Origin of the sequence: Staphylococcus sp. IVB6181 (assembly GCF_025561445.1) — a bacterium.
GTDB lineage: Bacteria > Bacillota > Bacilli > Staphylococcales > Staphylococcaceae > Staphylococcus > Staphylococcus simulans_B.
The window spans coordinates 887781-911521 of sequence record NZ_CP095096.1; the positions used below are offsets into that span (position 1 = coordinate 887781).

The window sequence follows — 23741 nt, forward strand, 5'->3', positions numbered from 1 at the left end:
GTATCAGAAAAGATTAGAGCAGCTTGATAATTCAATAAAGTAAATAAAATTCAATATTCGGAAGAAGGGAACATCATGAAGAAAATCATTAGAAATATTGCGAGATGCAAAATGTGCGGAGATATTATTGAATCAAAACATAGACATGATTTTGTCGGTTGTAAATGCGGTTGTATCTATTTAGATGGCGGAACAGATTATCAAAGATTTTTGTGGAATACCCAAGAAGGAAAAGGGAAAGAAAGCTCGAACTACATTGATTTGAGCCTATCTGTTTATGAAGAAGAGGATGAAAATAAAACAGAATGAGAATATACTTTGTCAGACATTCATTAAGAGATAATAGTGTGAAAGAAGATGCCATTGCACCTTTAACCAGAGAAGGGTTGAAAAAAGCAGAAGAATTGGTATTTTATTTTGGAGATAAAAATATAGAACAGATATATGCCAGTCCTTATGGACGTGTGATGGACACTGTATTACCCACAGCACAAAGACTGAAGCTATCAATTAACAAAGACGAAGGTTTGCGTGAAAGAAAAATAGGACGCTGGATAGAAAATTTTAATGAATTTGCGAAAAGACAGTGGCAAGATTTTGACTATAAGTTGGAGAATGGTGAGTCATTAAATGAAGTTCAAAATCGTATTGTGCAAACCTATCATCAAATTATAGAGAACAATGAAGCAGAAACATTATTAATTTGTGGTCACGGTACCGCATTTTCACTTTTATTTAATCACTTAACAAATGGTCGTTTTGGTTATAAAGACTTTCTACAAATGAAAATGCCATCTATCTATTTATTTGAAACAAAGTCACAAGCATTAACACGCATTCAGTGATATCTCGTATTAAAATCAGTGAATACGCTAATATCATCCTATAACGAATGCGTTTATACTTGAAGAGAGGAAATATAAGAATTGCAGGTGTTTGTGATGTTTAATATTAGTTCAGTTTCAAATGAGGTTAAAGATGAAGTTAAAGCACTCATTGATCAACATATACATCAAGAAGATATTGATGACATGCTAATAGATCTCTCTCAACCTGTCTCAAGCAGTAAAATTACAGAAGCACTTAGACAGCTTTATTTTATAGAAAAATTTACGTCTATGTATGAAATAGAACGCTTTGTTTTAACTTATGAAAAGGTGACACATCAATCACTGACAGAAATCACACTTTCACACGATAGCACGCATCCATTGAATATCTTTAAACAAGAAATTCACACACTTCAATCATTGATTCAAGAAATAGGCAAGTTAATGTACAAAGCAGAAAGCAATGATACAGAAGCGGTGAAATCATTTAAAGAGAAGGTACAAGTACTTTCAGGTGTGATTCCGCATTTTAACCGTAAAGAAAAGATTATCTTTCCTGTTATTGAGCGAAGAGGCGAGTATATTCTACCTCGGAAAATGTGGGCAGATGATGACGTCATTCGTTTTGCGTTAAACAAACTGCAAAAACGCGCAGCTAAACTTGAAGAAGTAGAATGGCGACATATAGAAAGTGCCTATATTGAATTAGAAAGCAGTTTAATGGACATGTTACGCCAAGAAGAGCTGCTGCTGATTCCATTAATGCAAGTAGACATTAGTGCAGTTGAGTGGCAGCAAATTGCGCAAGAAAGCAGCGCTTTTGGGTATGAGATAGAGGTTACTGAGACATGGCAAGATTCTGATATAGAATTAATACCTATCGATGCACAATATGATGCAAAACAAGGACAACAGAATTTACGCTTTGGCGGAGGGTTCTTAACTACAAAAGAAGCAGATCTTATTTTAAATAACTTGCCAGTTGAGATTACATTCGTTGATAAAAATGGTACTTTTAAATACTTTAATGATTTAGTCGAAGCATCAGAAATGATGTTTATTCGTACACCAATCTCGATTGGAAGAAATGTGGCAAACTGTCATCCGCCTAAAAGTTTAAGTAAAGTCATGCAGATTATCCGTGACTTAAAAACGAAACAGAAAGTTTCAGAATCTATGTGGTTTAAAAAAGGTGACAAGTTTATTCATGTCACATATAAAGCCTTATTTGATGAGAACGATGAATATATGGGAATACTAGAGTATGTACAAGATATACAGCCATTCTTTGAATTGCCGCAGAAATTTAAAAGAAATGCGGAAAAATAAGTCATGTGAAAAAGAAAATCCTCGAGTCAATCTGATTCGAGGATTTTCTTATTATTTAAACCAGTAAGTGATGAGATACAAAGGGAAGTTCATACAAATATGAATGAGTATCAATAAATAGACATTTCGATACTTTGCCCAGAAGAAACCAAGGAATATTCCTGCAAGTGCATGCGTAACTAGTGCTTGGGCTGATAATTCTAGCAGGTTGCCTTGTCCTTGTATGCCAGCATGCCATAATGACCAAAGAATTGTACTGATACAAACAGAAGCAAGGACACCTAAATGTTCTAAACGTGTTTGAAGCCATACTCGATAAAAGACTTCTTCTAACACAGCATTCATTAATATCGAGATCACGGTAAAGATAAGTACAAATAGATACGGCTCATCATAAGAGATATGAGATAAGTTGTTCAAAGGACTAAAATACAATACTAACCAAATGACATAAACAATAGGTGCCATTGACCAATTAATGAAGGGTTGAGCTATAGAAAGTATAGAGCGTTTTTCACGCTTGATTACCCATAAAGGAATCATTAACAACAACACCAGTTTATAAATGTAAAACAGCTCAAAATAAGGTTGAGGTGTAAGGAAAACTAAAACAATATAGACTATGCTTGATATAAGTAAAATACGTGTTGATTTTAAAGGTTTCTGAATGAGCGGTTGAAATTTAAAGTGCCAGGGCAATACAAATAAAGCAGCAAGCGGAATTAAATAGATCAGCCAAATATTGATAAAGTGGGTTTTATCTTGAACATCTGCACTTGTTTGAATCAGACCGTCTTGTGCAGTCTGTACGTATAAAGCTGAAATCAAAACTAATAATAATGTAATAGCAGGGATGATAAGCAAACGTAATCTGTTTTTCTGCATGGCGTATCTCCTTAGTATTGAATTATAAAAGTATTTAACTAATAATACCCTACTTTATTCAAGTTTGTCCTTTTAAATGAAAAATCCTCAAACCAATTTGATTTGAGGATTAAAGCCGTTTATTCATGCTTTAAGCAGAACATAGATATTAAAAGTTTGCTTGAAGATATTCATAAATCGCATCTGCATCTGTAAGTTTAAAGAATTTTTCCATCTCTTTTTTATCTTCTTTTTGGAAGAAAAGAATAAGATCAGATAATAAGTGTACTTGACTTGTTTTATTTGCGTTTAAAATCAAGAATACGAAATCAACTGGTAAATCTTTATGAGGTGAACTCATATTTTGGAAAACTACAGGATTTGTTAATTTAACAGGTACAATTTTAGTTGTGTTCACAAATTCTGGTTCTGTATGCGGTACAGCGATATTAGGGAATGTTTCACTGATATCAGATAGAATGAGACCTGTTGGATAATTTTTCTCACGCTCTAAAACATGTTCTAAATAATTTTCTTTAACATAACCTGCTTTTAATAAAGCCTCTGTTACTTCTTTAAGTACCGCTTCTTTACTATCCGCATTTGACACGAATACACTATCTTTTGAAAATAAATAACTCATAAGCTGCTCCTTCTCTGCTGCATAGATTTTTCGTTTTCTCTTTTCAATTAAAGTATAGAAAAGTAATTAGATGTCTGTCAATCTATTATGTGTGAAATATAAAAGATGAGCAGTAAGCCGTTTAACATAAAAGACAAAAATAAAACTCTGCTGCTGAGCAACAGAGTTTTATTGATTATCTATGCGCTTTCAACGCTAATTTGATATGTTCTAAATGATGATTACCGTGCCATGCCATTTTTGCGACAATATCTGCTAATCGGCCTTCTCCTTCTTCAGGGTGCGAGAAGGTACGTTCAAATGCTTCTTCAGGTAATTCGCGAAGCAGGATTGCCCAGCGTTTGTGCATGCCGTCAATTAATTCAAGCGAATATTCTAAAGGTGCTTTGTTATCTAAAGTATTGACCCAATCATCTTGAGAGAATGTTGAGACGTGGGGATGATCTTCAGTTAATACTAATTTAGTTCGGATGAAACCATGCATATGGCTGTCCGCTATATGATGGATTAATGTTTCTACATCCCAACCGCCTTCACGGTATGTCGCATGGCGTTCAGATTCAGAAGCGTTAGATGTCAGTGTCGTAAGTTTATCTGGAAGTGTTTCAATCGCTTCAATCCAAGTATTTAAATCTTCTTTACTATAACTGTCAGGTTTTTGAAACTTTCCAATCGGAAATTGATTTTTTAACATGGATACTCTGCCTTTCATCATATATTTAATTAAGTGTCAGTATATAATAGACAAAATTAAATAGATAATTTATGAGGTTACGACCATGTCATTTTACAAAATTTTAAAAAAGTTAAGCCGTTTTCAATACTTGATAGCCAAGTTGTTCAATTGTATGACTGATTTCCTTTGTGTTAAGTTTGGATTCATCAAAGCCGACTTTAACTTTACTGCTGTTAAAGAGCACTTTAGCATTTTCAACGCCGTCAGTCTGGTTTAAGGCACCTTCGATTTTCTTAATGCACGTAGGGCATGTCAGTGTTTCTAATTGTAGTTTGATTTGTTTCATTAATATCTTCTCCTTTAGTTTTAAATCGAATTAAACGCATCGCATTTAAGATAACGATGAGTACACTTGCTTCATGAATAAACATTCCAATGGCTAAATTCACACCGCCGAGCAGTACACCGATGAGTAAACTGAATACTGTAATCATGGCGATGGCTATATTTTGTTTGATATTTCTGCTGGTTGCTTGTGCTAATAAGAAGGCGTGTGCATACTGTTTTAAACGATCGGCCATTAAGACTATATCCGCTGTTTCCATTGAGACATCTGTACCGCCGTCTCCCATCGCAATACCGATATCCGCTGTCGCAATGGCAGGGGCATCATTAATACCATCTCCAGCCATCGCTGTGTGATAGCCTTCTTGTTTTAGTTTCTCAATGTAAGCTGTCTTGTCTTCAGGCAGCAATTCAGCTTTGATGACATCAATATTTAAATCTTTGCCGATTGCCATGGCAGTCTGCGGATTATCTCCAGTCAACATAACAGTCTGTTTAACACCGTGTGCCTTCATTAATTCCATCGCAGCTTTTGCGTCTTCTCGTATTTCATCTTTGATTGATAGGATATAAGCTAATTGCTGGTTGACTGCGACATAAACTAAAGTATGTGCAGATTGTTCTTCGGCTTTAGCGTGCTGCATTGCTTGCGGACTTATCTGTACATGCTCAGCTTTCATTAATGCACGGTTGCCTGCACTGATGTGATAGCCGTCAATGGTACCTTCCAAGCCTTTGCCTTTATGGTGATCTGTCGTTTGTACATTATAATCATTCAGGTTGTAATGCTTGCTTGCATAGTCGACAATCGCTTTGCCGAGGTGGTGTTCTGATGTTTGTTCTAAACTGCCGAGCATCCCTAAAAGTTCAGGAGGTGCTGTGTTAAAGCTTTCAATGTGAACGACTTCAGGTGTACCTTTGGTTAATGTGCCGGTTTTATCAAAGACCATGACATCGATTTTAGAGAGTGTTTCCATAATATCGCTGCCTTTAATCAGAGCACCGTGTTTTGCGCCATTTCCAATTCCCGCAACACTTGACACAGGGGCACCGATAATTAATGCACCTGGACAAGCAATCACTAAGAAGGTAATCGCAAGATGCAGATTCCATGTGATGAGTCCGACAAGCGCAGCTAAGATGATAACACCAGGTGTATACCATTTAGCGAAGCGGTCTAAGAAACGTTCAGTATCAGATTTGGTTTCTTGAGCTTCTTCAATTAAATCTATAATATTCGCAAAAGCTGTATCTTCTCCGACTTTATCCGCAATCATTTCAACATAGCCTGAATCTAAAATCGTACTGCTGAAAAGTGTGTCATTCTGTGTTTTAGTTTTAGGTACAGATTCTCCTGTAATCGAGGCTTCATTCAATGTGCCTTCTCCTTTGACAATATGTCCATCGACAGGGACACGGCTGCCGGGTGTTAAGACAAGACGGTCGCTTTTAACGACTTCATCGACACTGATTACCGAACGTGTTTTGTCTTCATTGAGCAATACTGCTTCTGTCGGTGCGAGTTCTGTCAATGATTGGATAGAGCGGCGTGTACGTTCTAATGTTTTCTTTTCAAGGTAGGTTCCAAATAAGAATAAGAACGTCACAACAGCAGATTCAATATACTCTCCGATAAACAGCGCCCCAATCACCGCAATACTGATTAACAACTCAATACTAAACATTTTGAATCTTAAAGCTTGTACGGCTTTTAAACCGATGACCAGCATTGCGAGAACAGTGGCTGTGATTAATAAAGCGTTGCTGAAGAGGTGCAGGTCTTTAGGCACAAAGTGTAAAACAATACCGATGACCAATCCTATGAATGACAGCAATGTCAGTTTCTGTTCATTGCGGAAAACCCATTTAGTAAACATAAAAATCCTCCTCTCGTTTTTATCTGATGTGTGCTGCTTTCATCTTTAATGATACGAGAGAAGGGGAGAAATAAAATTGACCTAGATCAATTTTTCAGTACTTTATAGGTATTGTGGTTGATTTTGTCTAAAATACCTTCTTGTTCCAACTGTTTGAAGGTACGATTCAGAGTTTCCGGCTGCATGCTTAAATAAGTCGCTAAGTGTTTTTTAGTCATCGGCAATTTCAGTAAATTGTCTTTAGTTTCAAGTTCAATATAAGCCATGAGACGTTCTTTACTGCTCATCAGTGCGATTTGCGTTGTCATAGTTTCTGTCTGATTCAAACGTTTGGCTAATCCTTCTATCATCTTAATACCGATATCTGGGTAATCTTGTATCAGCGCATGGATTGCGGATTGGTCGATGGTACACACTTGACTGTCTTCTATTGCTTCTGCGTAGGTTTGTGCACTGGACACCGCATCGAATAATGTCAGTTCGCCAGTAAAATCGCTATGATCCAATATGCGTATTAATTGTTCTTCACCCTCGTCAGTAAGTCTGAAAATCCTCACTTTGCCTGAATGTATAACAAATAACGTATGTACGTCATCGCCGGCCATAAAGAGATATTCACCTTTTTTTACGGTATTAGAATGTACTTTTGAAAAGACATGTTCTAGTGCTGTACGATCCAAGTTTTGAAAAATCGGTACTTTACTCACACATAATTGATAGCCTTTCATAATTTTTCGCTCCTTTTTCATCCTTATATTAAGCATATGCTAATTTTTAAAAAGGGTAAATAACCTTGCTTTTAAGGTAAATGTAACGAATTAGTGAAAAGATTAACAAATTAATTTGAGAAATAGTATGTTTTTTATTGTCAAAACGCTTTCAGTGTGACATACTTTAAAATAATTAGTATGACACATTAAGAAAAATATATGAGGTGATCTACAAATGACAAAATTAATCTATGCATTTGAAGAAGGCAGTCAATCAATGAAGGACTTGCTTGGCGGTAAAGGTGCCAACTTAGCTGAAATGATGCGCTTAGGCTTACCTGTACCTGATGGATTTACTATCACTACAGAAGCTTGTATAGCATATTTAAAACAAGGTGCTACATTATCAGATGAATTAAAAGAGGAATTACATACACAATTAGCAGCTTTCTCAGAACGTACTGGGAAATCTTTTTCATCTGACGACAATTTATTATTAGTTTCTGTACGAAGCGGCGCAAAAATTTCAATGCCAGGTATGATGGATACAATTTTAAACTTAGGTTTAAATGATGAAAACGTTGAAAAGCTTGCAAAGAAAACAGACGATGCACGATTTGCATATGACTGTTACCGCCGTTTACTGCAAATGTTCGGTCAAGTGGTTTATGGTATTTCAATGACAGCGTTCGACCGCTATTTCGATCAATACAAAGCAGAACATGGTTATGAAACAGATGCAGAGATTCCTGCAGAAGGTTTGAAAACTATCAGTGAACGCTTCAAAGAAATTTATGTAGAAGAAGTCTACAAACCATTCCCGCAAGAACCTTTAGAACAATTAACAGAAGCGGTGGAAGCGGTATTCAAATCTTGGGATAACGACCGTGCGCGTGTATACCGTGATTTAAACGATATTCCGCATGATATCGGTACAGGTGTCAACGTTCAAGAAATGGTCTTCGGCAACAGCGGTGAAAAAAGCGGTACAGGTGTTGCATTTACAAGAAACCCTGTAACAGGTGAAAACCACGTCTTCGGCGAGTATTTATTAAATTCACAAGGTGAAGATGTTGTGGCAGGTATTCGTACACCTAAAGAAATCGATACATTAGCACAACAAATGCCAGATGTTTATCAAGAATTTGTAGATGTCACTGAAAAATTAGAATTGCATTATAAAGATATGCAAGATATCGAGTTTACGATTGAAAACGGCAAACTTTATATTTTACAAACACGTAACGGCAAACGTACAGCGAGAGCAGCAATGCAAATTGCGGTGGATCTTGTAGACGAAGGGGTTATTACAAAAGACGAGGCGCTGACAAAGGTAGATGTGAAATCAATCGATACATTATTGCACCCTGCATTCAAAGCAGAAGCTATTGAAGCAGCAGAAGCAATTTCAGATGCAGGCTTGCCAGCAAGTCCAGGTGCATCTACAGGTAAAGTTGTATTCTCAGCTGAAGATGCGAAAGTACAAGCAGAACAAGGCGAAAAAGTAATTTTAATGCGTCCTGAAACATCACCAGAAGATATCGAAGGTATGGTCGCTAGTGAAGCAATCGTCACAACACACGGCGGCATGACATCGCACGCAGCTGTAGTTGCACGCGGTATGGGTAAATGCTGTGTGACAGGCTGCTCTAACTTGAATATCGATACTGAAGGCAAAACAGTCACATACCATGGTCAAACATTGCATGAAGGCGATGTGATTTCTGTAGATGGTTCTACAGGGAATATTTATCTTGGCGAAATTGAAAAGACAGATGCTGAGCATAGTGAAGCGTTCGACCGTTTCATGCAATGGGCACAAGATGCAGCACGCATGAATGTACGTATGAATGCAGAAATACCTCAAGATATTGCATCTGGTTATAAATTCGATGCTTCAGGTATCGGTCTTGTAAGAACTGAGCATATGTTCTTCGGTGCAGAGCGTTTAGTACAAATGCGCCGCTTTATCTTAGCCGCATCTCAAGAAGAACGCATTGAAGCACTGAATGAAATCCGTAAATATCAAATTGAAGATTTCGAACAAATCTTCAGATTATCAAACGGCAGACCAACGATTGTACGTTTGCTGGATCCGCCATTGCATGAATTCCTTCCTAAATCAGAAGATGAAATTCAAATGGTGTCACAACAATTAAACGTTGAAAAAGATGTTTTAAGAAAACGTATTACAGACTTGCATGAAACAAACCCGATGCTCGGCCACCGCGGCTGTCGCTTAGCTGTCACTTATCCGGAACTTGCGGAAATGCAGACGGAAGCTATAATCGGAAGTGTACTGAAATTAAAAGAAGAAGGTATCGAAAGTGAACCGGAAATCATGGTACCGCTTGTTTCAACAGCAGAAGAATTTAAAACATTGAAAACAACAATCCAAATGACTGCAGAAAGTATGCTGGAAGCAGCAGGTGTCTCTGTCGATTACTTAATCGGTACAATGATTGAAACACCGCGTGCATGTCTGATTGCAGGAGAACTTGCAAAAGAATCAGAGTTCTTCAGTTTCGGTACAAATGATTTAACACAATTAACGTTTGGATTCTCTCGTGATGATGCGGGTAAATTCATCGGTGAATATATTAACAGAGGCTTGCTTGCAGTTGATCCGTTCCAAACATTAGATGTTGACGGTGTAGGACAACTCATTAAAACAGCAGTAGAACAAGCAAAAGCAACAAATCCAGACATTAAAATCGGGGTTTGCGGCGAATTAGGTGGTGATCCTAAATCGATTCATTACTTCAATGACTTAGCGATTGATTATGTCTCATGCTCTCCATTCAGGGTTCCAGGTGCTATGTTAGCTGCTGCACAAAGCCATGTAGAAAGTGAGAGAGTGGTCGGTGCAAAACAATAAAGAACATTTAGCTTTATATGTCGTATCAGATTCTATCGGAGAAACTGCACAGCGCATGATTCATGCGACTTTGACGCAGTTTCCCGGTTTAGAAGAAAGTGCGGAAATAAAAAAGTTTCCATTCATTAAAAATGAAGAAGAATTTTTAACCATTTTAAAATTGGCGAAACAACGCGACGCTGTCGTTGTCACAACACTTGTGAGTCCGAAGTTTAATAAAATCGGGCGCACATATGCTGAAGAGGAAAACATTCCTTATATTGATTACATGTCAGATTTATTGCGTTTGATTGAAGAAAAGACACAAACACATGCATTGAGAGAAAGCGGTGCATTACGCAAAATGGACCAGCATTATTTCCAACGCATCGAAGCGATGGAATTCTCAGTTAAATATGATGACGGCAAAGTGTTTGACGGTATCGAAGATGCAGATGCGGTGATTTTAGGAGTATCCCGAACATCTAAAACACCACTTAGTATGTATCTAGCCAATAAAGGTTATAAAATTGCTAACATTCCATTAGTACCTGAAGCACCTATCCCAGAAGAGGTGTTCAGCAAGAAAATGCTGGTATTTGGTTTAACCGCAAGTCCCGATTATATTATGAATATCCGTACACAACGCATCCGTGTACTGGGTATGAAAGGTTCAGCCAATTACAACAGCTTGCAAAGAATCAAACAAGAATTAAGTTATGCAGAAGAAGTATTCGATAAGTTTAATGCTACAGTCATTAATACAGAATACAAGTCCATTGAAGAATCTGCATTTTACATTGAAAAATATTTAAACAAATAGTCATTCATTCATCCATAACTATAATAGAAAATTCCATAATAACTTCTCACAAATATAAACTTGAAGCCGCAGCTGTCTCCATTCAGTTGCGGCTTTTAAAATGGTTTTCTTTGAATTATATGTAATTAGCATTTAATTTAGAGAGAGAAGCAAAAGGAGTTGTTAGCTATGGAAAATGAACAAATTGTATTTGCGCAATTTCCAGACGGATTGCCAGATGAACAGACATTTAGATATGAAGCGGCAGAGATAAAAGAACCGAAACAAGGTGAAGTTTTATTAGAAACAGCTTATCTATCCATTGATCCATATTTCCGCAATGGTATGATTAAAGGCGCTTCATATGTGACTGAATTTAAACTTGATCAGCCGATTTGGGGCCGCGGAATCGCAAAAGTGATTAAATCTAATGATGACGCTGTCAAAGAAGGTGACGTTGTCAGAGGTGTGATGGAATGGAGACGTTACAACACTATGGCTGTCAAAGACTTAGAAGTTTTAAATGTCAATGATGAGATTCCAGTTCATTGGTATTTAGGCGCTTTAGGTGTAACTGGTCAAACAGCTTATCATGGTTTGCTTAAAATAGGTCAGCCAAAAGCAGATGAAACGGTTGTTGTTTCAGCAGCATCAGGTGCTGTCGGTTCTGTTGTGGGTCAAATTGCTAAAATTAAAGGAAGCTATGTTGTAGGTATTGCCGGCGGTAAAGCCAAAACACAATATTTGATTGATGAACTCGGTTTCGATGACGCAGTAGATTATCAAAAAAGTAATTATGCCGATGCATTGGCTAAAGCAGTACCGAATGGTGTCGATGTATATTTTGAAAATGTCGGCGGAACCGTTGCAAATGAAGTGTTTAAAAACTTAAACGCATTTGCGCGTATACCAGTCTGCGGTTCTATTTCGAACTATAATGACAAAGAAACAGCTTACGAACCAGCTGTACAACCGATGTTGATAAAAAATCAAGCACTAATGCAAGGTTTCTTATCGACTCAATTTAAAGATGATTTTGAAGATGCTGAGAATGAGTTAGCACAATGGATTAAAGACGGGAAAATCAAAACTAAAACAGCATTAGTTAAAGGCTTCGGTAAAATCCCTAGTGCATTCCAATCACTATTTACTGGCAAAGAAATCGGAAAACAAATCGTTCAAGTTTCTTCAGTACTAGATTAATCATTAAAGGCATTCTAAAAGTAAAACTTTACTTTTGGAATGCCTATTTTTTATTGCAGTCCTCTTAATAAACCACTATACTTAAGTGAAAATATACAACCACCAAGAAGACACAAAGTTAGGGGATAGAGAGATGGAGAAACAAAATCAACCTGATGCCAAGACAATAAGGTTAATTGCGATTATCGCAGTGGCTTTGGGCGTACTTGGAATTATTAAATATATCTGGGCTGAACATAGTCAGAATAATCCGATAGATCAAGGCAATAAAATCGCAACACCGACTTTATTTATGCATGGTTATGGCGGCAGTGTTAATTCCGAACGCTACTTTGCACACCAAGCCAAAGAAGAGGGGTACGCAAAAGAGACTGTGGTTGCGACAGTCGGTTCGAATGGTCACGTTACTTTAAAAGGGAAGATTGAAGCTGATGACAAACATCCCATTGTTTTAGTGAATCTAAAGGACAATAAGAACAGTGATATGAAGCTGAATGCTTTATGGATTAAAAACGTTTTAGAAGCTTTGAAACAAGACTATCAATTCAAGCAATACAATATTGTTACACATTCAATGAGTAACTTGTCGTTTGCGAATTACATGCTCAAATACGGCAACAATGCTGATTTGCCTGAGTTAAACAAACAAGTCAATATCGCAGGTACATTTAATGGTATTATCGGTATCAATGATGAACCAGGTAAAGTGACAGTAGACGACAACGGAAAACCTGATCAAATGACAGACGGTTTTCTAGATTTATTGAATTTGAAAAAGGTTGCGGCTTATGAAAAAGTATCGATTTTAAATATTTATGGTGATATCGGTGATGGTTCAAATAGCGATGGCCGTGTGACGAATGCTTCTTCAAAATCATTAAAATATATTATGAATCATCATGCGAAAAGCTATCAGGAACACTTGATTAAAGGCAAACAAGGTCAACATAGTCAATTGCATGAAAGCAAAGAAGCGGCAGATCGTATTTTCAAATTCTTATGGAAATAAGCGCAAAGATTAGAAAAAGTACAAATAGGCAATATAATAAATAGATGTATTAGAATAAATGAGGTGTAAAACATGAAAGCAATAGGTGCAGATAAAGCCTTTGAATTATCAGAAGGCAACTTATTTTATGAATTCGATAAAGAAAAACCTGTTCCTAAAGACAGAGAGTTATTAGTTAATATCAAGGCTATCAGTGTCAACCCGATAGATACGAAACAACGCAAGCGACCTATCGAAAATCCGCCGAGAATATTAGGCTATGACGCAGTAGGTGTTGTAGAAGCAACAGGTCAAAATTGCGAATTGTTTAAGACGGGCGATGAAGTGTTTTATTCTGGCTCGTTATTATTTGATGGGTCTAATGCAGAGTATCAAGTGATGGATGAACGCTATGCGGCAGCTAAACCAAGCAATGTGTCATATAGTGAAGCAGCAAGCTTCCCATTAACTTCTATTACAGCATATGAAGTCCTCTTTGATATTTTCAACATTTCTTCAAACCCTGATAATAACAAAGGTAAAACATTATTGATAATTAATGGTGCAGGCGGTGTCGGCAGTATTGCGACACAAATCGCAAAAGCTTACGGCCTTAAAGTGGTTACTACAGCAGGCAGAGAAGAAACAACAGAATGGTCGAAACAAATGGGTGCAGACTTAGTTATTAATTACAAAGAAGATTTAAAAGCACAGTTGGATGCTAATGGTGTGAAAGACATTGACTTTATCTTCTGTACTTTTAATACGGACATGTATTATGAAACAATGATTGATTTAGTCAAACCAAGAGGCATTTTAGCAACCATCGTCGCATTTAATGAAAATCAAGACTTGAACTTGCTTAAAGGCAAAAGTTTAACGTTTGCGCATGAAAATATGTTTGCACGTTCTATCAATGATACAGATATTATTCAATATCACCGCTATTTGACAGATGTGTCTAAAAAGGTAGAAGCGGGTGCTTACCAGCCGACGGTCACAAAAGTTGTTGATCAGCTGACACCAGAGACACTTTATGAAGCACATCAAGCATTAGAACAACATGCGATTAATGGTAAATTAGTATTCAATTTAGAAAATAAATAATGAACAGAGACATCAGAAACAGTTGAAAATACTGTTTTCTGGTGTCTTTTTAAATTGTATCAAAGCTAAACAATTGCTTAATCTTCAACTAAGTTCTATGATGAGGCAACAATCACAAATAAAGGAAGTGTTCATATGAAAGCGATTGGTGCAGATCGCAGTTTTGAATTATCAGAAGGTAATTTGTTTTATGAATTCGATAAAGAAGTACCAACACCTAAAGGCAATGAAATTTTAGTGAAAGTCAAAGCTATCAGTGTGAATCCTGTCGATACAAAAATCAGACAATCACCAGTAGACAAAGCACCAAGAATTTTAGGTTATGATGCTGCAGGTGTGGTAGAGGCAGTCGGACCTAAAAGCGAATTATTTAATGTCGGTGATGAAGTATTTTATTCCGGTTCAAGTTTCTATGACGGTTCAAATGAACAATATCAAGTGATGGACGAGCGTTTGGTTGGAAAGAAACCAGATAATGTTTCATACAGCGAAGCAGCGAGTCTGCCTTTAACAGCGTTAACGGCTTATGAAGTGTTGTTTGATGTCTTCGGCATTTCTTCTAACCCTGATAATAATAAGGGTAAATCTATTTTGATTATAAATGGTGCAGGCGGTGTCGGCAGTATTGCGACACAAATCGCAAAAGTCTACGGCCTTCATGTCGTAACAACAGCAGGAAGACAAGAAACAAAAGAATGGTCTGAATCAATGGGCGCTGATATTGTCTTGAATTATAAAGAAGGTTTAAAAGATCAATTAGCTGACCATCAAATTCAATACTTTGACTACATCTTCTGTACGCATGATACAGATGAGTACTATGAACTCATGATTGACTTAATCAAACCAAGAGGACATATTACAACGATTGTAGCTTTCAAAGAGAAACAAGATTTGAATTTATTAAAAGGCAAGAGCCTGACATTCACACACGATTATATGTTCGGAAGATTAGATTACGGTGTTGATGAAATTCAGTACCACCGCTATTTAACTGACTTATCTCAAAAAGTAGAAGCAGACAGTTATCAGCCAACGATGACTAAAGAAGTAAAAGGTTTAACACCAGAGATATTATTTGAAGCACATCAATTATTAGAAAGCCAATCTATGATAGGCAAATTAGTTATTAATATGGAAAATGAATAAGATTAAGTTATGCACTGAGGTAAACACTTCAGTGCTTTTTTCTTTAATAAAAGTATTGTGCAACCTAGTATATTATCGCAAAAAATAATAAAGATTAAAAAGTGTTATATCGGGTAATGACATCATATCAACTTTTAGAAGGGATTTAGGTTTATGAAAGTCAATAAGATGACCAAAGTGTTTTGGTTTGCGCTTACGATATGCACGCTTTTTGTGATTTTCGGCGCAATTTTCCCAAAACATCTTGAGACAGGGACACAACAAATTACAACTTTCATAGCAAAATATTTCACTTGGTATTATCTGATTTTATTATTAGTGATTTTGATTGTTTGTATTTATTTGTTGTTCTCACGTTATTCTAGTATCACTTTAGGTGAGGAAGGAGAAGATCCTGAGTTTTCACTGCAATCTTGGTTTGCGATGCTGTTTAGTGCAGGTATGGGAATAGGTTTAGTATTCTGGACAACAGCAGAACCTATCAGTCATGCTTATACACAAACACCGTTACATAAAGCAGGGACGCAAGCAGCCATTGATGATGCGATGCAGTTTGCATTCTTCCACTGGGGTGTGCATGCTTGGGCAGTATACGGTATTGTCGCATTAGTCTTTGCCTATTTCAGTTTCCATAGAGGCTATAAAGGGTTAGTCAGTGCAACATTAGTGCCGTTATTCGGTGAAAAGCGCATGCGCGGTCCTATCGGCGGAATGATTGACGTACTTGCGATTATTGCGACAGTGACGGGTGTTGCCGCAACGTTAGGATTCGGTGCACTGCAGATTAATGAAGGGCTGCATTATTTATTCAAACTGCCGTCTAACTTTGGAATGCAAGTTGTCATTGTAGTGATTGCGACATTCTTATTCACATGGAGTGCTTGGTCAGGGATTGATAAAGGGATTAAAACACTCAGCAACATCAATATGGTATTAGCATTTATCGTATTGATTGTCTTGTTCGCAGTCGGACCTACATTATTCACATTGAATAACTTTACCAACTCATTAGGGAATTATATTTTCAATTTCTTCGGTATGAGTTTGCGTATTCCGCAAAATGGCGGCGACAAATTCCAATGGATGCAGAACTGGACAGTATTCTATTGGGCATGGTGGATTTCATGGGCACCATTCGTCGGTATCTTTATTGCCCGTGTTTCACGCGGCCGTACAATTAAAGAATTTATTTTAGGTGTATTATTTGTGCCGGCATTAGTATGTTTCTTCTTCTTTGCGGTATTCGGCTCAGCTGCGATTTATTTACAAAAGAATGGTATTGCGGATATTGCAAAAGAAGCGACTGAAACAGCTACGTTTGCGACACTGCAGCATTATCCGTTAGGTTTCATTTTAAGTTTAGTGTCGTTAGCAGTCATTATGATTTTCTTCGTCACATCAGCTGACTCAGCGACTTATGTATTAGGTATGCTGAGCTCAAAAGGCAGCATTACCCCTTCATCTTCAGTCAAAGTTTCATGGGGTGTGATTTTAGCCTTGTTCGCATTAATCATGATTTATACAGGAGGAACACAAGCGATTCAGAACTTGTTGATTATCGCAGCGTTGCCTTTCTCCATTGTCATTATCTTTATGATGTGGTCGCTGTTTATAGCGTTAGGCGAAGAAAAACCGAGGTATCACACTTCAAATCATAAGCAGCGCAAAGTGCTGTCTAAAAAGCGTAACCGTAATATTTCAGAGTCGGATTCTTAAATATAAAGCATAAGTTGCTACATACAATACGTCTTGTATGTAGAGCTTATGCTTTTTAATTTTTAAAGATATATATTCAATGTGTTTTCCAATTGTTTAGCAAGGGTATTTAAACATAAACGTAATTAACATTAGATTGAGGAGGTGCAGCACCGTGAGAAGATTGAAAAATTTCATATTAGGTATTTTGATTGTGGCAGTTGTAGGTATGCTTGTCTTTATGCTTGTGAAAGTACCTCAAGTACCGCAAGTCGATACTTATCAACAACAGCTTCTGACTTTCGCATGGTTCTTGCCAGTACTGTTTACCTTAGCTGGTTTACTGATTTTACTCGGCATCATATTGATTTTCAGTCTGTTTGCGCCCACACATCGAAAACCGGGATTGTATAAAATCTATTCGGATGGTTATATTTATATATCAAGAAAATCAATTGACAAAGTTGCACTTGATACTATGGCACAATATGATCAGCTCATGCAGCCGAATGTGGTAACAAAATGCTACAGCAAGAAGAAAAAGTCTTACATAGACTTAAAGGCTGATTTCTTTTTACCAGATCAATCACATGCACAAACAATAACTGAAAATGTCAGAACAGATATTAAGAAAAACGTAGAGTATTTTGCGGAAGTACCTATTAGAAAATTAGAAGTAAATGTTAAGGATCAAAAAAGTCCATCAAGTCCAAGAGTGTTATAAAGGAGGGGGAACAGGATGTCTAACGAAAACAAACAAAAACCGAATGATTCTACACAACACGTTGTTGATTTTATAAAGAGTTATATTGGAAGAATTGTTGGCTTTTTAGTCTTTTTAATCATTGCGATTTTATTTTTAACCATCGGCTTTTGGAAAACCGTCCTGATTATCGTGATGTGTTTAATTGGAATAGGAATCGGGTACATTAAAGACCGTAGACAACAATTTCTAAACTTTTTAAACCGGTGGAGCTAACTTATAATTTTTGTAAACATTTGAGACGCATATGGAAATTTCTAAATAAAAAGGAGAATGCAATATGGCAGTTGATAATACTAAAGCAAAACAAGCTTATGACCAAGAAACAGGAGTAAACCAAGTGGAGCAGCAAGAAAACCAAGCGAACCAACAACCTAAATTCCAAAATAAATTAACATTCACAGATGAAGTTATTGAAAAAATTGCTGGTATTGCGGCACGCGAAGTAGACGGAATTCTTTCATTGAAAGGCAATTTCGTAGACAGCATCAGCAACCAGTTCTCTAGTACTGAAAATGTAACACAAGGTGTATCAGTTGAAGTAGGAGAAAAACAAACAGCAGTAGACTTAAGAGTCATTTTAGAATACGGTGAAGCAGCACCTAAAATCTTCCGCAAAGTGACAGACTTGATTAAAGAACAAGTGAAACACATGACTGGCTTGCAAGTTGTTGAAGTGAATATGCGTGTTGAAGATGTGATGACACGTAAAGAATTCGAACAAAAACAAAAAGATAATAAAGAGCAGCAAAAACAAGAAAAAGGATTACAATAATCTGAAGCATAAAGCTATGGCAGAGGACGGAAATAGATTTCCGCCCTCTTTTTTTGGATGAAATAAAAAAAGACAGGAAGTCTATGCTTCCTGCCAGAAAATAAAAGTAGTTGATTTAGTTAGGGGATAGAGGATTGTCGACTTTCACGTAAGTATATTCATGTGCCTCATCTTCTAAACGCATAGTTGTCACGCATTTATAGTCGATAGTCTGATCAAAAAAGACTTGTTCGATACGTGATAAGCGTTCATTATCAATCTCTTTATCCTCATGCATTTGTTGGAACTTGGCTTGTGTTATACGTTTAACTTCGTTCCACAGGCTGTTTTCAAATGCGGCACTATCTTCTGTGTGTTGTGCGACAGTAAGAATCATTTCGCCTAAATGGTTTTGAATCGTTGAATAGAAAGCTTTGTTGAAAACAGAAACAGATTTATCAGTTAATATACGTGATTTCTCATGGAAGTGTGCAGTTGAATAACCAAGTTGATTCAACTGTGCTTCATCAATTCTCAAGCCTTCAAAATCTCTGATAAAGATATGATTGAAGCTGCCGTCAAGGTTAAATGAAGCAACCGCATTTTGTAAGTGTGCTTCTAATGCAATGCCGTATTTAACCATCAGCGGAACAACTAAATCTACTAAGGCTTGTGCATAATCTGAAAGCCATGATAATGCGGTAGATTCGAATGTATCAAAATTTTGTGCTGCTTTGAAACGAGTAATCAATGTATTGACCACTGCAGTACCTTCATTAGGATTTACTGACACAAAGCTCGATGGAATGATATTAATCGTATTGTCTTCTGTAAGATGATAAACGTTTTCGCGTAATAATGAACCTAATTGTTCGCTGCGTTCAGTTTGATATTCGCCTTGATCATTCGCATTATAAAAATGAATACCTGCTGTTTCAGGAATCGTTGAAGCTTTGATGTCTTTAAATAATGCATCATGCGTTAATATACGATTGACGATGTGTGTCACTAACGGTCCATTAAAAGTAGTTTGTTCAGATAGGGTACGGATTTCACCTGTAATATGCACATTGGTAGATAACTTCACATGCGGCGTTGTTTGCGGCAGTTTCGGTACCAAGGTTCTAAACGATAGACCGGCATAATACGTTGTATCATAATCAATGTCTAAGATAAGTCCTTGATTGATTTCATCTTGGTAATCGCGATGCAAAATTTCATCATATTGCCACGGATGCAAAATAATTATGCTGAAAGCATCTTTGGCATCATTAGGTACAGCTTGATCAAAGGCTGTTTTCAAACCTTCAAAAGCATTAAAGAGCGTGTCATTATATGTATGCTCAAGTGTTTGTGTTCGAACTAAGTCATTATGCACAGCAATCCATTTTAATGCTTGTTTGTGCTGAAACTCTGAAGAATAGCGGATATTCATTTCAGGCGTTAAGCCTTTGCGCAGTTTGGCACCTGGGTGAAGCGGATGACCTTCGATGACTGCTTGCTCAGAGCGTAAATAACTATCTGAAGCCTGTTCGATAATTTCAAGCATTGATTGTGTATCGTCTTTTAAAGCAGTAGCCTGATAGCTTAATGCAAGTGCCATATTGGCTGCACTGTTCATCATATCATCACTGAATTGCTGGCTTGCAGGACCTTTATATTGCGGTGCCTCTTTCAAAATGACATCTAATACTTCTTCTGGATGCATAATACGCTGTACATGATTAGAATCAGATAGGGACACAAAATAAAAAGGACCTTGCATATCAATACGGTCAAAAGCATGGAACCCTGAAATAGGGGCATACAGTGATTGATCAGAAGCCGGCCAATCCATTTTCATAACTTTTTGTGTTGGGGACACAAGCGCAAACGGAACTTCTTCAGCATTAAGAATTTGCGAAGTATGGGCTTGGTTCACCATATTTTCTCTATAAATTGAAACCACGAGACGTTTGGTAATTAAATCCCTGGCTGTAAGTAAAACTTTAGTAAATTGTTCAGCCCACAATGGGTGGTTGGCACTAAGGAAATCATATGCTGATTGTTCCTCTTGTGTCAGATTGATTGGTTGCTGATGAGTATCTTGTAAATTATTTTTCATAATACACCTCTTAATTAATCATTTTACAAAACTACTAAAGATTTGTATAATCCATCATATCGGTAATGATAATCATTATCAATTAAAAAGGCAGGTGGAATTTTGAAATGGCCAAATATTTTTTTCCAAGTTCATTCCTACTGTTTTTGGGGAATTGGATCGGACAAATTGCATTAAATTGGTATGTTTATGACTCTTACCATAATGCGTTTTATCTTGGTCTTGTCAATTTCGTACGGCTCATTCCTATTTTATTTTTAAGTATTTGGGCCGGTGCGATTGCAGATAAGTATGATAGAGGCGTATTAATTCGTATTACGATTACATCTTCTGCCGTTTTAACTGCAATCTTATGTTTTTTAAGTTTTGAAATCGGGGAATTGCCAATATACATTATTTTGATTTATGCCTGCGGGAGAGGCATACTTAATGCTGTAGAGACGCCGATCAGACAAGCAATTTTACCAGATTTGTCTGAAAAGCTCAGTACAGTCAAGGCAGTTTCTTATCATTCATTTATTATCAATATCTGCCGATCAATCGGACCTGCAGTTGCAGGCGGGATTATAGCAGTGCTGAATGTAAAATTTGCCTTTTTAGCACAAGCTGTTGTTTATGTGGGTGCTGCACTTTTATGTGTACCGCTGCACTTTAAAACAGCTTCAGCTTCTACCGAAGAAGCAGATGCCCGCTTTTCAGTGTCGGTCGTCAAAGATTATTTTAAAACACATGTACAAGGACTTAATATTTTTATTACATCATTGCTTATCATGGCAACTGGCTTTTCATATACCACGCTTTTACCGGTATTAACCAGTTTGAACTTTCCAGGTCAAGCCTCTGTCTTTGGTATTGCGATGACATTTAGTGCACTCGGCGGTATTACTGCAACATTGCTTTTACCGCAATTATTGAAATTATTTTATTCAATCAATGTGTATTATCTGAGTTCGATTTTATTCGGTATCACATTATTGATGGTGATTATGCCGAACTCGATTTTACTTTTTGGATGTATCTTCTTAATAGGATTATTCAGTCAATGCGCACGTACGACCAATCGTGTTTATTTCCAAACACATATCGAACCAGAAAAGCGCGGTCGTATATTAAGTATTGTCATGATGGACCGCGGTATGATTCCGTTAGGTGCTGTCATTATGAGTGCTTTAGCAGAGATGATTGGTATCGTGCCTACATTTATTACGATGGGAATCAGTACGATTGTCATCGCGACCTTGTTTTATGGGGTTAAAGAACTGAAGAATAGAGGAAGTGTAATATAAATGGAAACAACAATTCAACAAGCAGATATGAATATGCAGCACCGTGTATTCAATGCATGGGTCAAAGAGCATATCTATCCAGAAGGTACGCATATCCGTCATTTAAAAGACAGATTAGAAGTACAATATAAAGGACAGCTGCTGTCTGTAAAGATTACTGACCGCGGTGCTTTTGAACGTTATAAAATGGCGGGTCAAATTCAATATCAAGTCGGTAATCAAACAACACCGATTGCTTCCTTAGAAGCTTTAGTAGAAATATTAGAAACACATTTCGATACACCTTTTCCTGAACGCTTGAAACAAGAATTGATTCACAGCAGAAGAGGTTTTGATTTAACCTATGCGCAAATGGAGCAGCGCAGAAACTTGATTCAAGACAGCATGAAATTCTCAAGAATGCCTGTAAGTTTAAATTACTTTGCGTGGATGTCGCATATGACTGCGTTGGGTGAAATGGATGATTTGCTTTACTCTGAAAGTTTAGTCGCTGAAGGGCATCCGACACATCCATTATCGAAAACCAAATTGCCTTTGACGAATGAAGAGGTGCAGAGATATGCGCCTGAATTCGAACAAATCATTCCATTAAAAGTTATGCTCCTGAAGAAGGCAGATGCAGTGACAACCAGTGCATCGCATGATCAAGACTTTATGCTGAATGAAGTTTTAAAACATCATAAACAGCAATTAAAAGATTATGCGAAAGCACTCGGCTATAATATTGATGATTTCGAAGTGGTGATTGTACATCCTTGGCAATATGAACATGTCATTGTGGAGCAATTTAAGTCATGGATGATTGAACAGCGATTAATTCCGACACCCGTAACGTTGAAGTCTAAAGCGACGTTATCATTCAGAACGCTGGCGCTGTTAGATGATCCGTTTCAAATTAAATTGCCGGTACAAGTACAAGCAACAAGTGCTGTGCGTACTGTGTCTTCTGTAACAACAGTAGATGGACCTAAGCTCAGCTATGAACTGCAAGATATGTTAGATGTTTACCCGCAGCTGAAAGTCGCAAAAGAACCATTTGGACTGCATGCTGAAACAGAACCGGATGAAGCACGTCAATTAGCATATATTGTGAGGGAAAAGCCTGAACTAGATGGAGAGGGCGTCACTGTCGTCACAGCTAGTTTAGTCAATTCTAATCCTGTAGATAATAAGAAAATTGCAGAAAGTTATTTAGAATGGGTGGATAATGAAGTGACACCTGATTCTATCAAACAATTTATTACTATCTATGCACATACATTAATACCGCCGCTGATTGCTTATATTCAAGAATACGGTATAGCATTAGAAGCACATATGCAAAATACCATTGTGAAATTAGGCAAGGATTATAAAATGACTTTCATGGTCAGAGATTTAGGCGGTTCGCGTATTGATTTAGATACTTTGAGAAAGAAAGTACCGAATGTACGCGTTGAAAACGAAAGTTTAATTGCAAAAGATATGGAAGCGGTGATTGCGAAGTTCCAACATGCAGTAATTCAAAATCAATTAGGAGAATTGATTTATCATTTGAGCCAATATGAAGGTGTGACGGAAGCGGAATTGTTTGAAATTGTACAGCATATTACGAAACAAGCGATAGATCCTAACCAACCGCATGCAGAAGTGCTGCATCGTGTGCTGTTCGGACCGACAATCAAAGTGAAGTCGCTGCTTCGAATGCGTATGGAAGGCAAAGTGAAACGCTATGTCAATACAGTTCTAGAGAATCCGTTGCGAGAAGGAGAGTGAGTCA

At 37.2% G+C, this 23741-nt stretch carries 22 protein-coding genes; 15 read left to right on the forward strand and 7 right to left on the reverse strand.

What is annotated here, in order from left to right; translation table 11 throughout:
- Positions 1-75: 75 nt before the first annotated feature.
- The 3 genes from MUA90_RS04060 to MUA90_RS04070 all read left to right on the forward strand — a co-directional run bounded on the left by MUA90_RS04060 (position 76) and on the right by MUA90_RS04070 (position 2159).
- Positions 76-309 (forward strand): DUF7695 domain-containing protein, encoded by a 234-nt coding sequence (locus MUA90_RS04060; protein WP_262588452.1) that lies wholly within the window; start codon positions 76-78, stop codon positions 307-309.
- Positions 306-845 carry a histidine phosphatase family protein gene (locus tag MUA90_RS04065; protein ID WP_262588453.1) on the forward strand — a complete coding sequence of 180 codons (540 nt, stop codon included), beginning with the start codon at positions 306-308 and terminating at the stop codon, positions 843-845. The genes MUA90_RS04060 and MUA90_RS04065 overlap by 4 nt, the downstream gene beginning before the upstream one ends.
- A 96-nt stretch (positions 846-941) precedes the next feature.
- Entirely contained in the window at positions 942-2159 is a 1218-nt protein-coding gene (locus tag MUA90_RS04070) for a PAS domain-containing protein (protein WP_262588454.1), read from the forward strand.
- A gap of 51 nt (positions 2160-2210) precedes the next feature.
- On the opposite strand, the gene MUA90_RS04075 is transcribed toward MUA90_RS04070, so the two are convergent.
- The 6 genes from MUA90_RS04075 to MUA90_RS04100 all read right to left on the reverse strand — a co-directional run bounded on the left by MUA90_RS04075 (position 2211) and on the right by MUA90_RS04100 (position 7292).
- Positions 2211-3044, reverse strand: a complete 834-nt coding sequence (locus MUA90_RS04075; RefSeq protein ID WP_262588455.1) for a CPBP family intramembrane glutamic endopeptidase — start codon at positions 3042-3044, stop codon at positions 2211-2213.
- Between the two features lie 148 nt (positions 3045-3192).
- Complete coding sequence (locus tag MUA90_RS04080; RefSeq protein WP_114602874.1) at positions 3193-3666, reverse strand: PTS sugar transporter subunit IIA; 474 nt, start codon at positions 3664-3666, stop codon at positions 3193-3195.
- A gap of 175 nt (positions 3667-3841) precedes the next feature.
- A complete protein-coding gene (locus MUA90_RS04085) occupies positions 3842-4360 on the reverse strand; it encodes a YfiT family bacillithiol transferase (protein ID WP_262588456.1) in 519 nt (172 codons plus the stop codon).
- A gap of 112 nt (positions 4361-4472) precedes the next feature.
- Positions 4473-4688 carry a heavy-metal-associated domain-containing protein gene (locus MUA90_RS04090; RefSeq protein ID WP_262588457.1) on the reverse strand — a complete coding sequence of 72 codons (216 nt, stop codon included), beginning with the start codon at positions 4686-4688 and terminating at the stop codon, positions 4473-4475.
- Positions 4636-6564 carry a heavy metal translocating P-type ATPase gene (locus tag MUA90_RS04095; protein ID WP_262588458.1) on the reverse strand — a complete coding sequence of 643 codons (1929 nt, stop codon included), beginning with the start codon at positions 6562-6564 and terminating at the stop codon, positions 4636-4638. The genes MUA90_RS04090 and MUA90_RS04095 overlap by 53 nt, the downstream gene beginning before the upstream one ends.
- A gap of 86 nt (positions 6565-6650) precedes the next feature.
- A complete protein-coding gene (locus MUA90_RS04100) occupies positions 6651-7292 on the reverse strand; it encodes a Crp/Fnr family transcriptional regulator (protein ID WP_114602878.1) in 642 nt (213 codons plus the stop codon).
- Positions 7293-7509: 217 nt separating this feature from the next.
- Here MUA90_RS04100 and ppdK point away from each other — a divergent pair, with 217 nt between their 5' ends.
- The 10 genes from ppdK (at position 7510) to MUA90_RS04150 (ending at position 18613) form a co-directional block, all read left to right on the forward strand.
- Entirely contained in the window at positions 7510-10152 is a 2643-nt protein-coding gene (ppdK, locus tag MUA90_RS04105) for a pyruvate, phosphate dikinase (protein ID WP_262588459.1), read from the forward strand.
- A complete protein-coding gene (locus tag MUA90_RS04110; RefSeq protein WP_114602880.1) occupies positions 10139-10954 on the forward strand; it encodes a pyruvate, water dikinase regulatory protein in 816 nt (271 codons plus the stop codon). Before ppdK ends, MUA90_RS04110 begins: the two co-directional genes overlap by 14 nt.
- 168 nt (positions 10955-11122) lie before the next feature.
- A complete protein-coding gene (locus tag MUA90_RS04115; protein ID WP_262588460.1) occupies positions 11123-12136 on the forward strand; it encodes an NADP-dependent oxidoreductase in 1014 nt (337 codons plus the stop codon).
- 133 nt (positions 12137-12269) lie between these two features.
- Complete coding sequence (locus MUA90_RS04120; protein ID WP_262588461.1) at positions 12270-13145, forward strand: alpha/beta hydrolase; 876 nt, start codon at positions 12270-12272, stop codon at positions 13143-13145.
- Between the two features lie 72 nt (positions 13146-13217).
- Entirely contained in the window at positions 13218-14231 is a 1014-nt protein-coding gene (locus MUA90_RS04125; RefSeq protein ID WP_262588462.1) for a zinc-binding alcohol dehydrogenase family protein, read from the forward strand.
- A 135-nt stretch (positions 14232-14366) separates the two neighbouring features.
- On the forward strand, positions 14367-15380 hold the full coding sequence (locus MUA90_RS04130) for a zinc-binding alcohol dehydrogenase family protein (RefSeq protein ID WP_262588463.1): 1014 nt from the start codon (positions 14367-14369) through the stop codon (positions 15378-15380).
- 153 nt (positions 15381-15533) lie between these two features.
- Positions 15534-17096 (forward strand): BCCT family transporter, encoded by a 1563-nt coding sequence (locus tag MUA90_RS04135; protein ID WP_262588464.1) that lies wholly within the window; start codon positions 15534-15536, stop codon positions 17094-17096.
- A gap of 154 nt (positions 17097-17250) precedes the next feature.
- A complete protein-coding gene (amaP, locus tag MUA90_RS04140) occupies positions 17251-17799 on the forward strand; it encodes an alkaline shock response membrane anchor protein AmaP (RefSeq protein ID WP_262588465.1) in 549 nt (182 codons plus the stop codon).
- Positions 17800-17814: 15 nt separating this feature from the next.
- A complete protein-coding gene (locus MUA90_RS04145) occupies positions 17815-18054 on the forward strand; it encodes a DUF2273 domain-containing protein (RefSeq protein WP_262588466.1) in 240 nt (79 codons plus the stop codon).
- 64 nt (positions 18055-18118) lie between these two features.
- Positions 18119-18613 (forward strand): Asp23/Gls24 family envelope stress response protein, encoded by a 495-nt coding sequence (locus MUA90_RS04150; RefSeq protein WP_262588467.1) that lies wholly within the window; start codon positions 18119-18121, stop codon positions 18611-18613.
- A 115-nt stretch (positions 18614-18728) separates the two neighbouring features.
- Here the strand turns inward: MUA90_RS04150 and MUA90_RS04155 are convergent, their stop codons facing one another.
- Positions 18729-20696 carry an IucA/IucC family protein gene (locus MUA90_RS04155; RefSeq protein ID WP_262588468.1) on the reverse strand — a complete coding sequence of 656 codons (1968 nt, stop codon included), beginning with the start codon at positions 20694-20696 and terminating at the stop codon, positions 18729-18731.
- Positions 20697-20803: 107 nt separating this feature from the next.
- On the opposite strand from MUA90_RS04155, the gene MUA90_RS04160 reads away from it, so the two are divergent.
- Together MUA90_RS04160 and MUA90_RS04165 are read left to right on the forward strand one after the other, a co-directional pair.
- The gene (locus MUA90_RS04160) at positions 20804-21982 is read left to right on the forward strand and encodes an MFS transporter (RefSeq protein WP_262588469.1); all 1179 of its coding nucleotides are present in this window, start codon (positions 20804-20806) and stop codon (positions 21980-21982) included.
- Positions 21983-23737, forward strand: a complete 1755-nt coding sequence (locus MUA90_RS04165; RefSeq protein WP_262588470.1) for an IucA/IucC family protein — start codon at positions 21983-21985, stop codon at positions 23735-23737.
- Positions 23738-23741: the final 4 nt, after the last annotated feature.

Coding starts and splice junctions, on each gene's coding strand:
- MUA90_RS04160 (WP_262588469.1), top strand. CDS start 20,804: ATGGCCAAATATTTTTTTCCAAGTTCATTCCTACTGTTTTTGGGGAAT.
- MUA90_RS04095 (WP_262588458.1), bottom strand. CDS start 6,564: ATGTTTACTAAATGGGTTTTCCGCAATGAACAGAAACTGACATTGCTG.
- MUA90_RS04065 (WP_262588453.1), top strand. CDS start 306: ATGAGAATATACTTTGTCAGACATTCATTAAGAGATAATAGTGTGAAA.
- MUA90_RS04085 (WP_262588456.1), bottom strand. CDS start 4,360: ATGTTAAAAAATCAATTTCCGATTGGAAAGTTTCAAAAACCTGACAGT.
- MUA90_RS04115 (WP_262588460.1), top strand. CDS start 11,123: ATGGAAAATGAACAAATTGTATTTGCGCAATTTCCAGACGGATTGCCA.
- MUA90_RS04120 (WP_262588461.1), top strand. CDS start 12,270: ATGGAGAAACAAAATCAACCTGATGCCAAGACAATAAGGTTAATTGCG.
- MUA90_RS04135 (WP_262588464.1), top strand. CDS start 15,534: ATGAAAGTCAATAAGATGACCAAAGTGTTTTGGTTTGCGCTTACGATA.
- MUA90_RS04145 (WP_262588466.1), top strand. CDS start 17,815: ATGTCTAACGAAAACAAACAAAAACCGAATGATTCTACACAACACGTT.
- MUA90_RS04165 (WP_262588470.1), top strand. CDS start 21,983: ATGGAAACAACAATTCAACAAGCAGATATGAATATGCAGCACCGTGTA.
- MUA90_RS04060 (WP_262588452.1), top strand. CDS start 76: ATGAAGAAAATCATTAGAAATATTGCGAGATGCAAAATGTGCGGAGAT.
- MUA90_RS04125 (WP_262588462.1), top strand. CDS start 13,218: ATGAAAGCAATAGGTGCAGATAAAGCCTTTGAATTATCAGAAGGCAAC.
- MUA90_RS04090 (WP_262588457.1), bottom strand. CDS start 4,688: ATGAAACAAATCAAACTACAATTAGAAACACTGACATGCCCTACGTGC.
- MUA90_RS04075 (WP_262588455.1), bottom strand. CDS start 3,044: ATGCAGAAAAACAGATTACGTTTGCTTATCATCCCTGCTATTACATTA.
- MUA90_RS04155 (WP_262588468.1), bottom strand. CDS start 20,696: ATGAAAAATAATTTACAAGATACTCATCAGCAACCAATCAATCTGACA.
- MUA90_RS04070 (WP_262588454.1), top strand. CDS start 942: ATGTTTAATATTAGTTCAGTTTCAAATGAGGTTAAAGATGAAGTTAAA.
- MUA90_RS04080 (WP_114602874.1), bottom strand. CDS start 3,666: ATGAGTTATTTATTTTCAAAAGATAGTGTATTCGTGTCAAATGCGGAT.
- MUA90_RS04130 (WP_262588463.1), top strand. CDS start 14,367: ATGAAAGCGATTGGTGCAGATCGCAGTTTTGAATTATCAGAAGGTAAT.
- MUA90_RS04100 (WP_114602878.1), bottom strand. CDS start 7,292: ATGAAAGGCTATCAATTATGTGTGAGTAAAGTACCGATTTTTCAAAAC.
- MUA90_RS04150 (WP_262588467.1), top strand. CDS start 18,119: ATGGCAGTTGATAATACTAAAGCAAAACAAGCTTATGACCAAGAAACA.
- ppdK (WP_262588459.1), top strand. CDS start 7,510: ATGACAAAATTAATCTATGCATTTGAAGAAGGCAGTCAATCAATGAAG.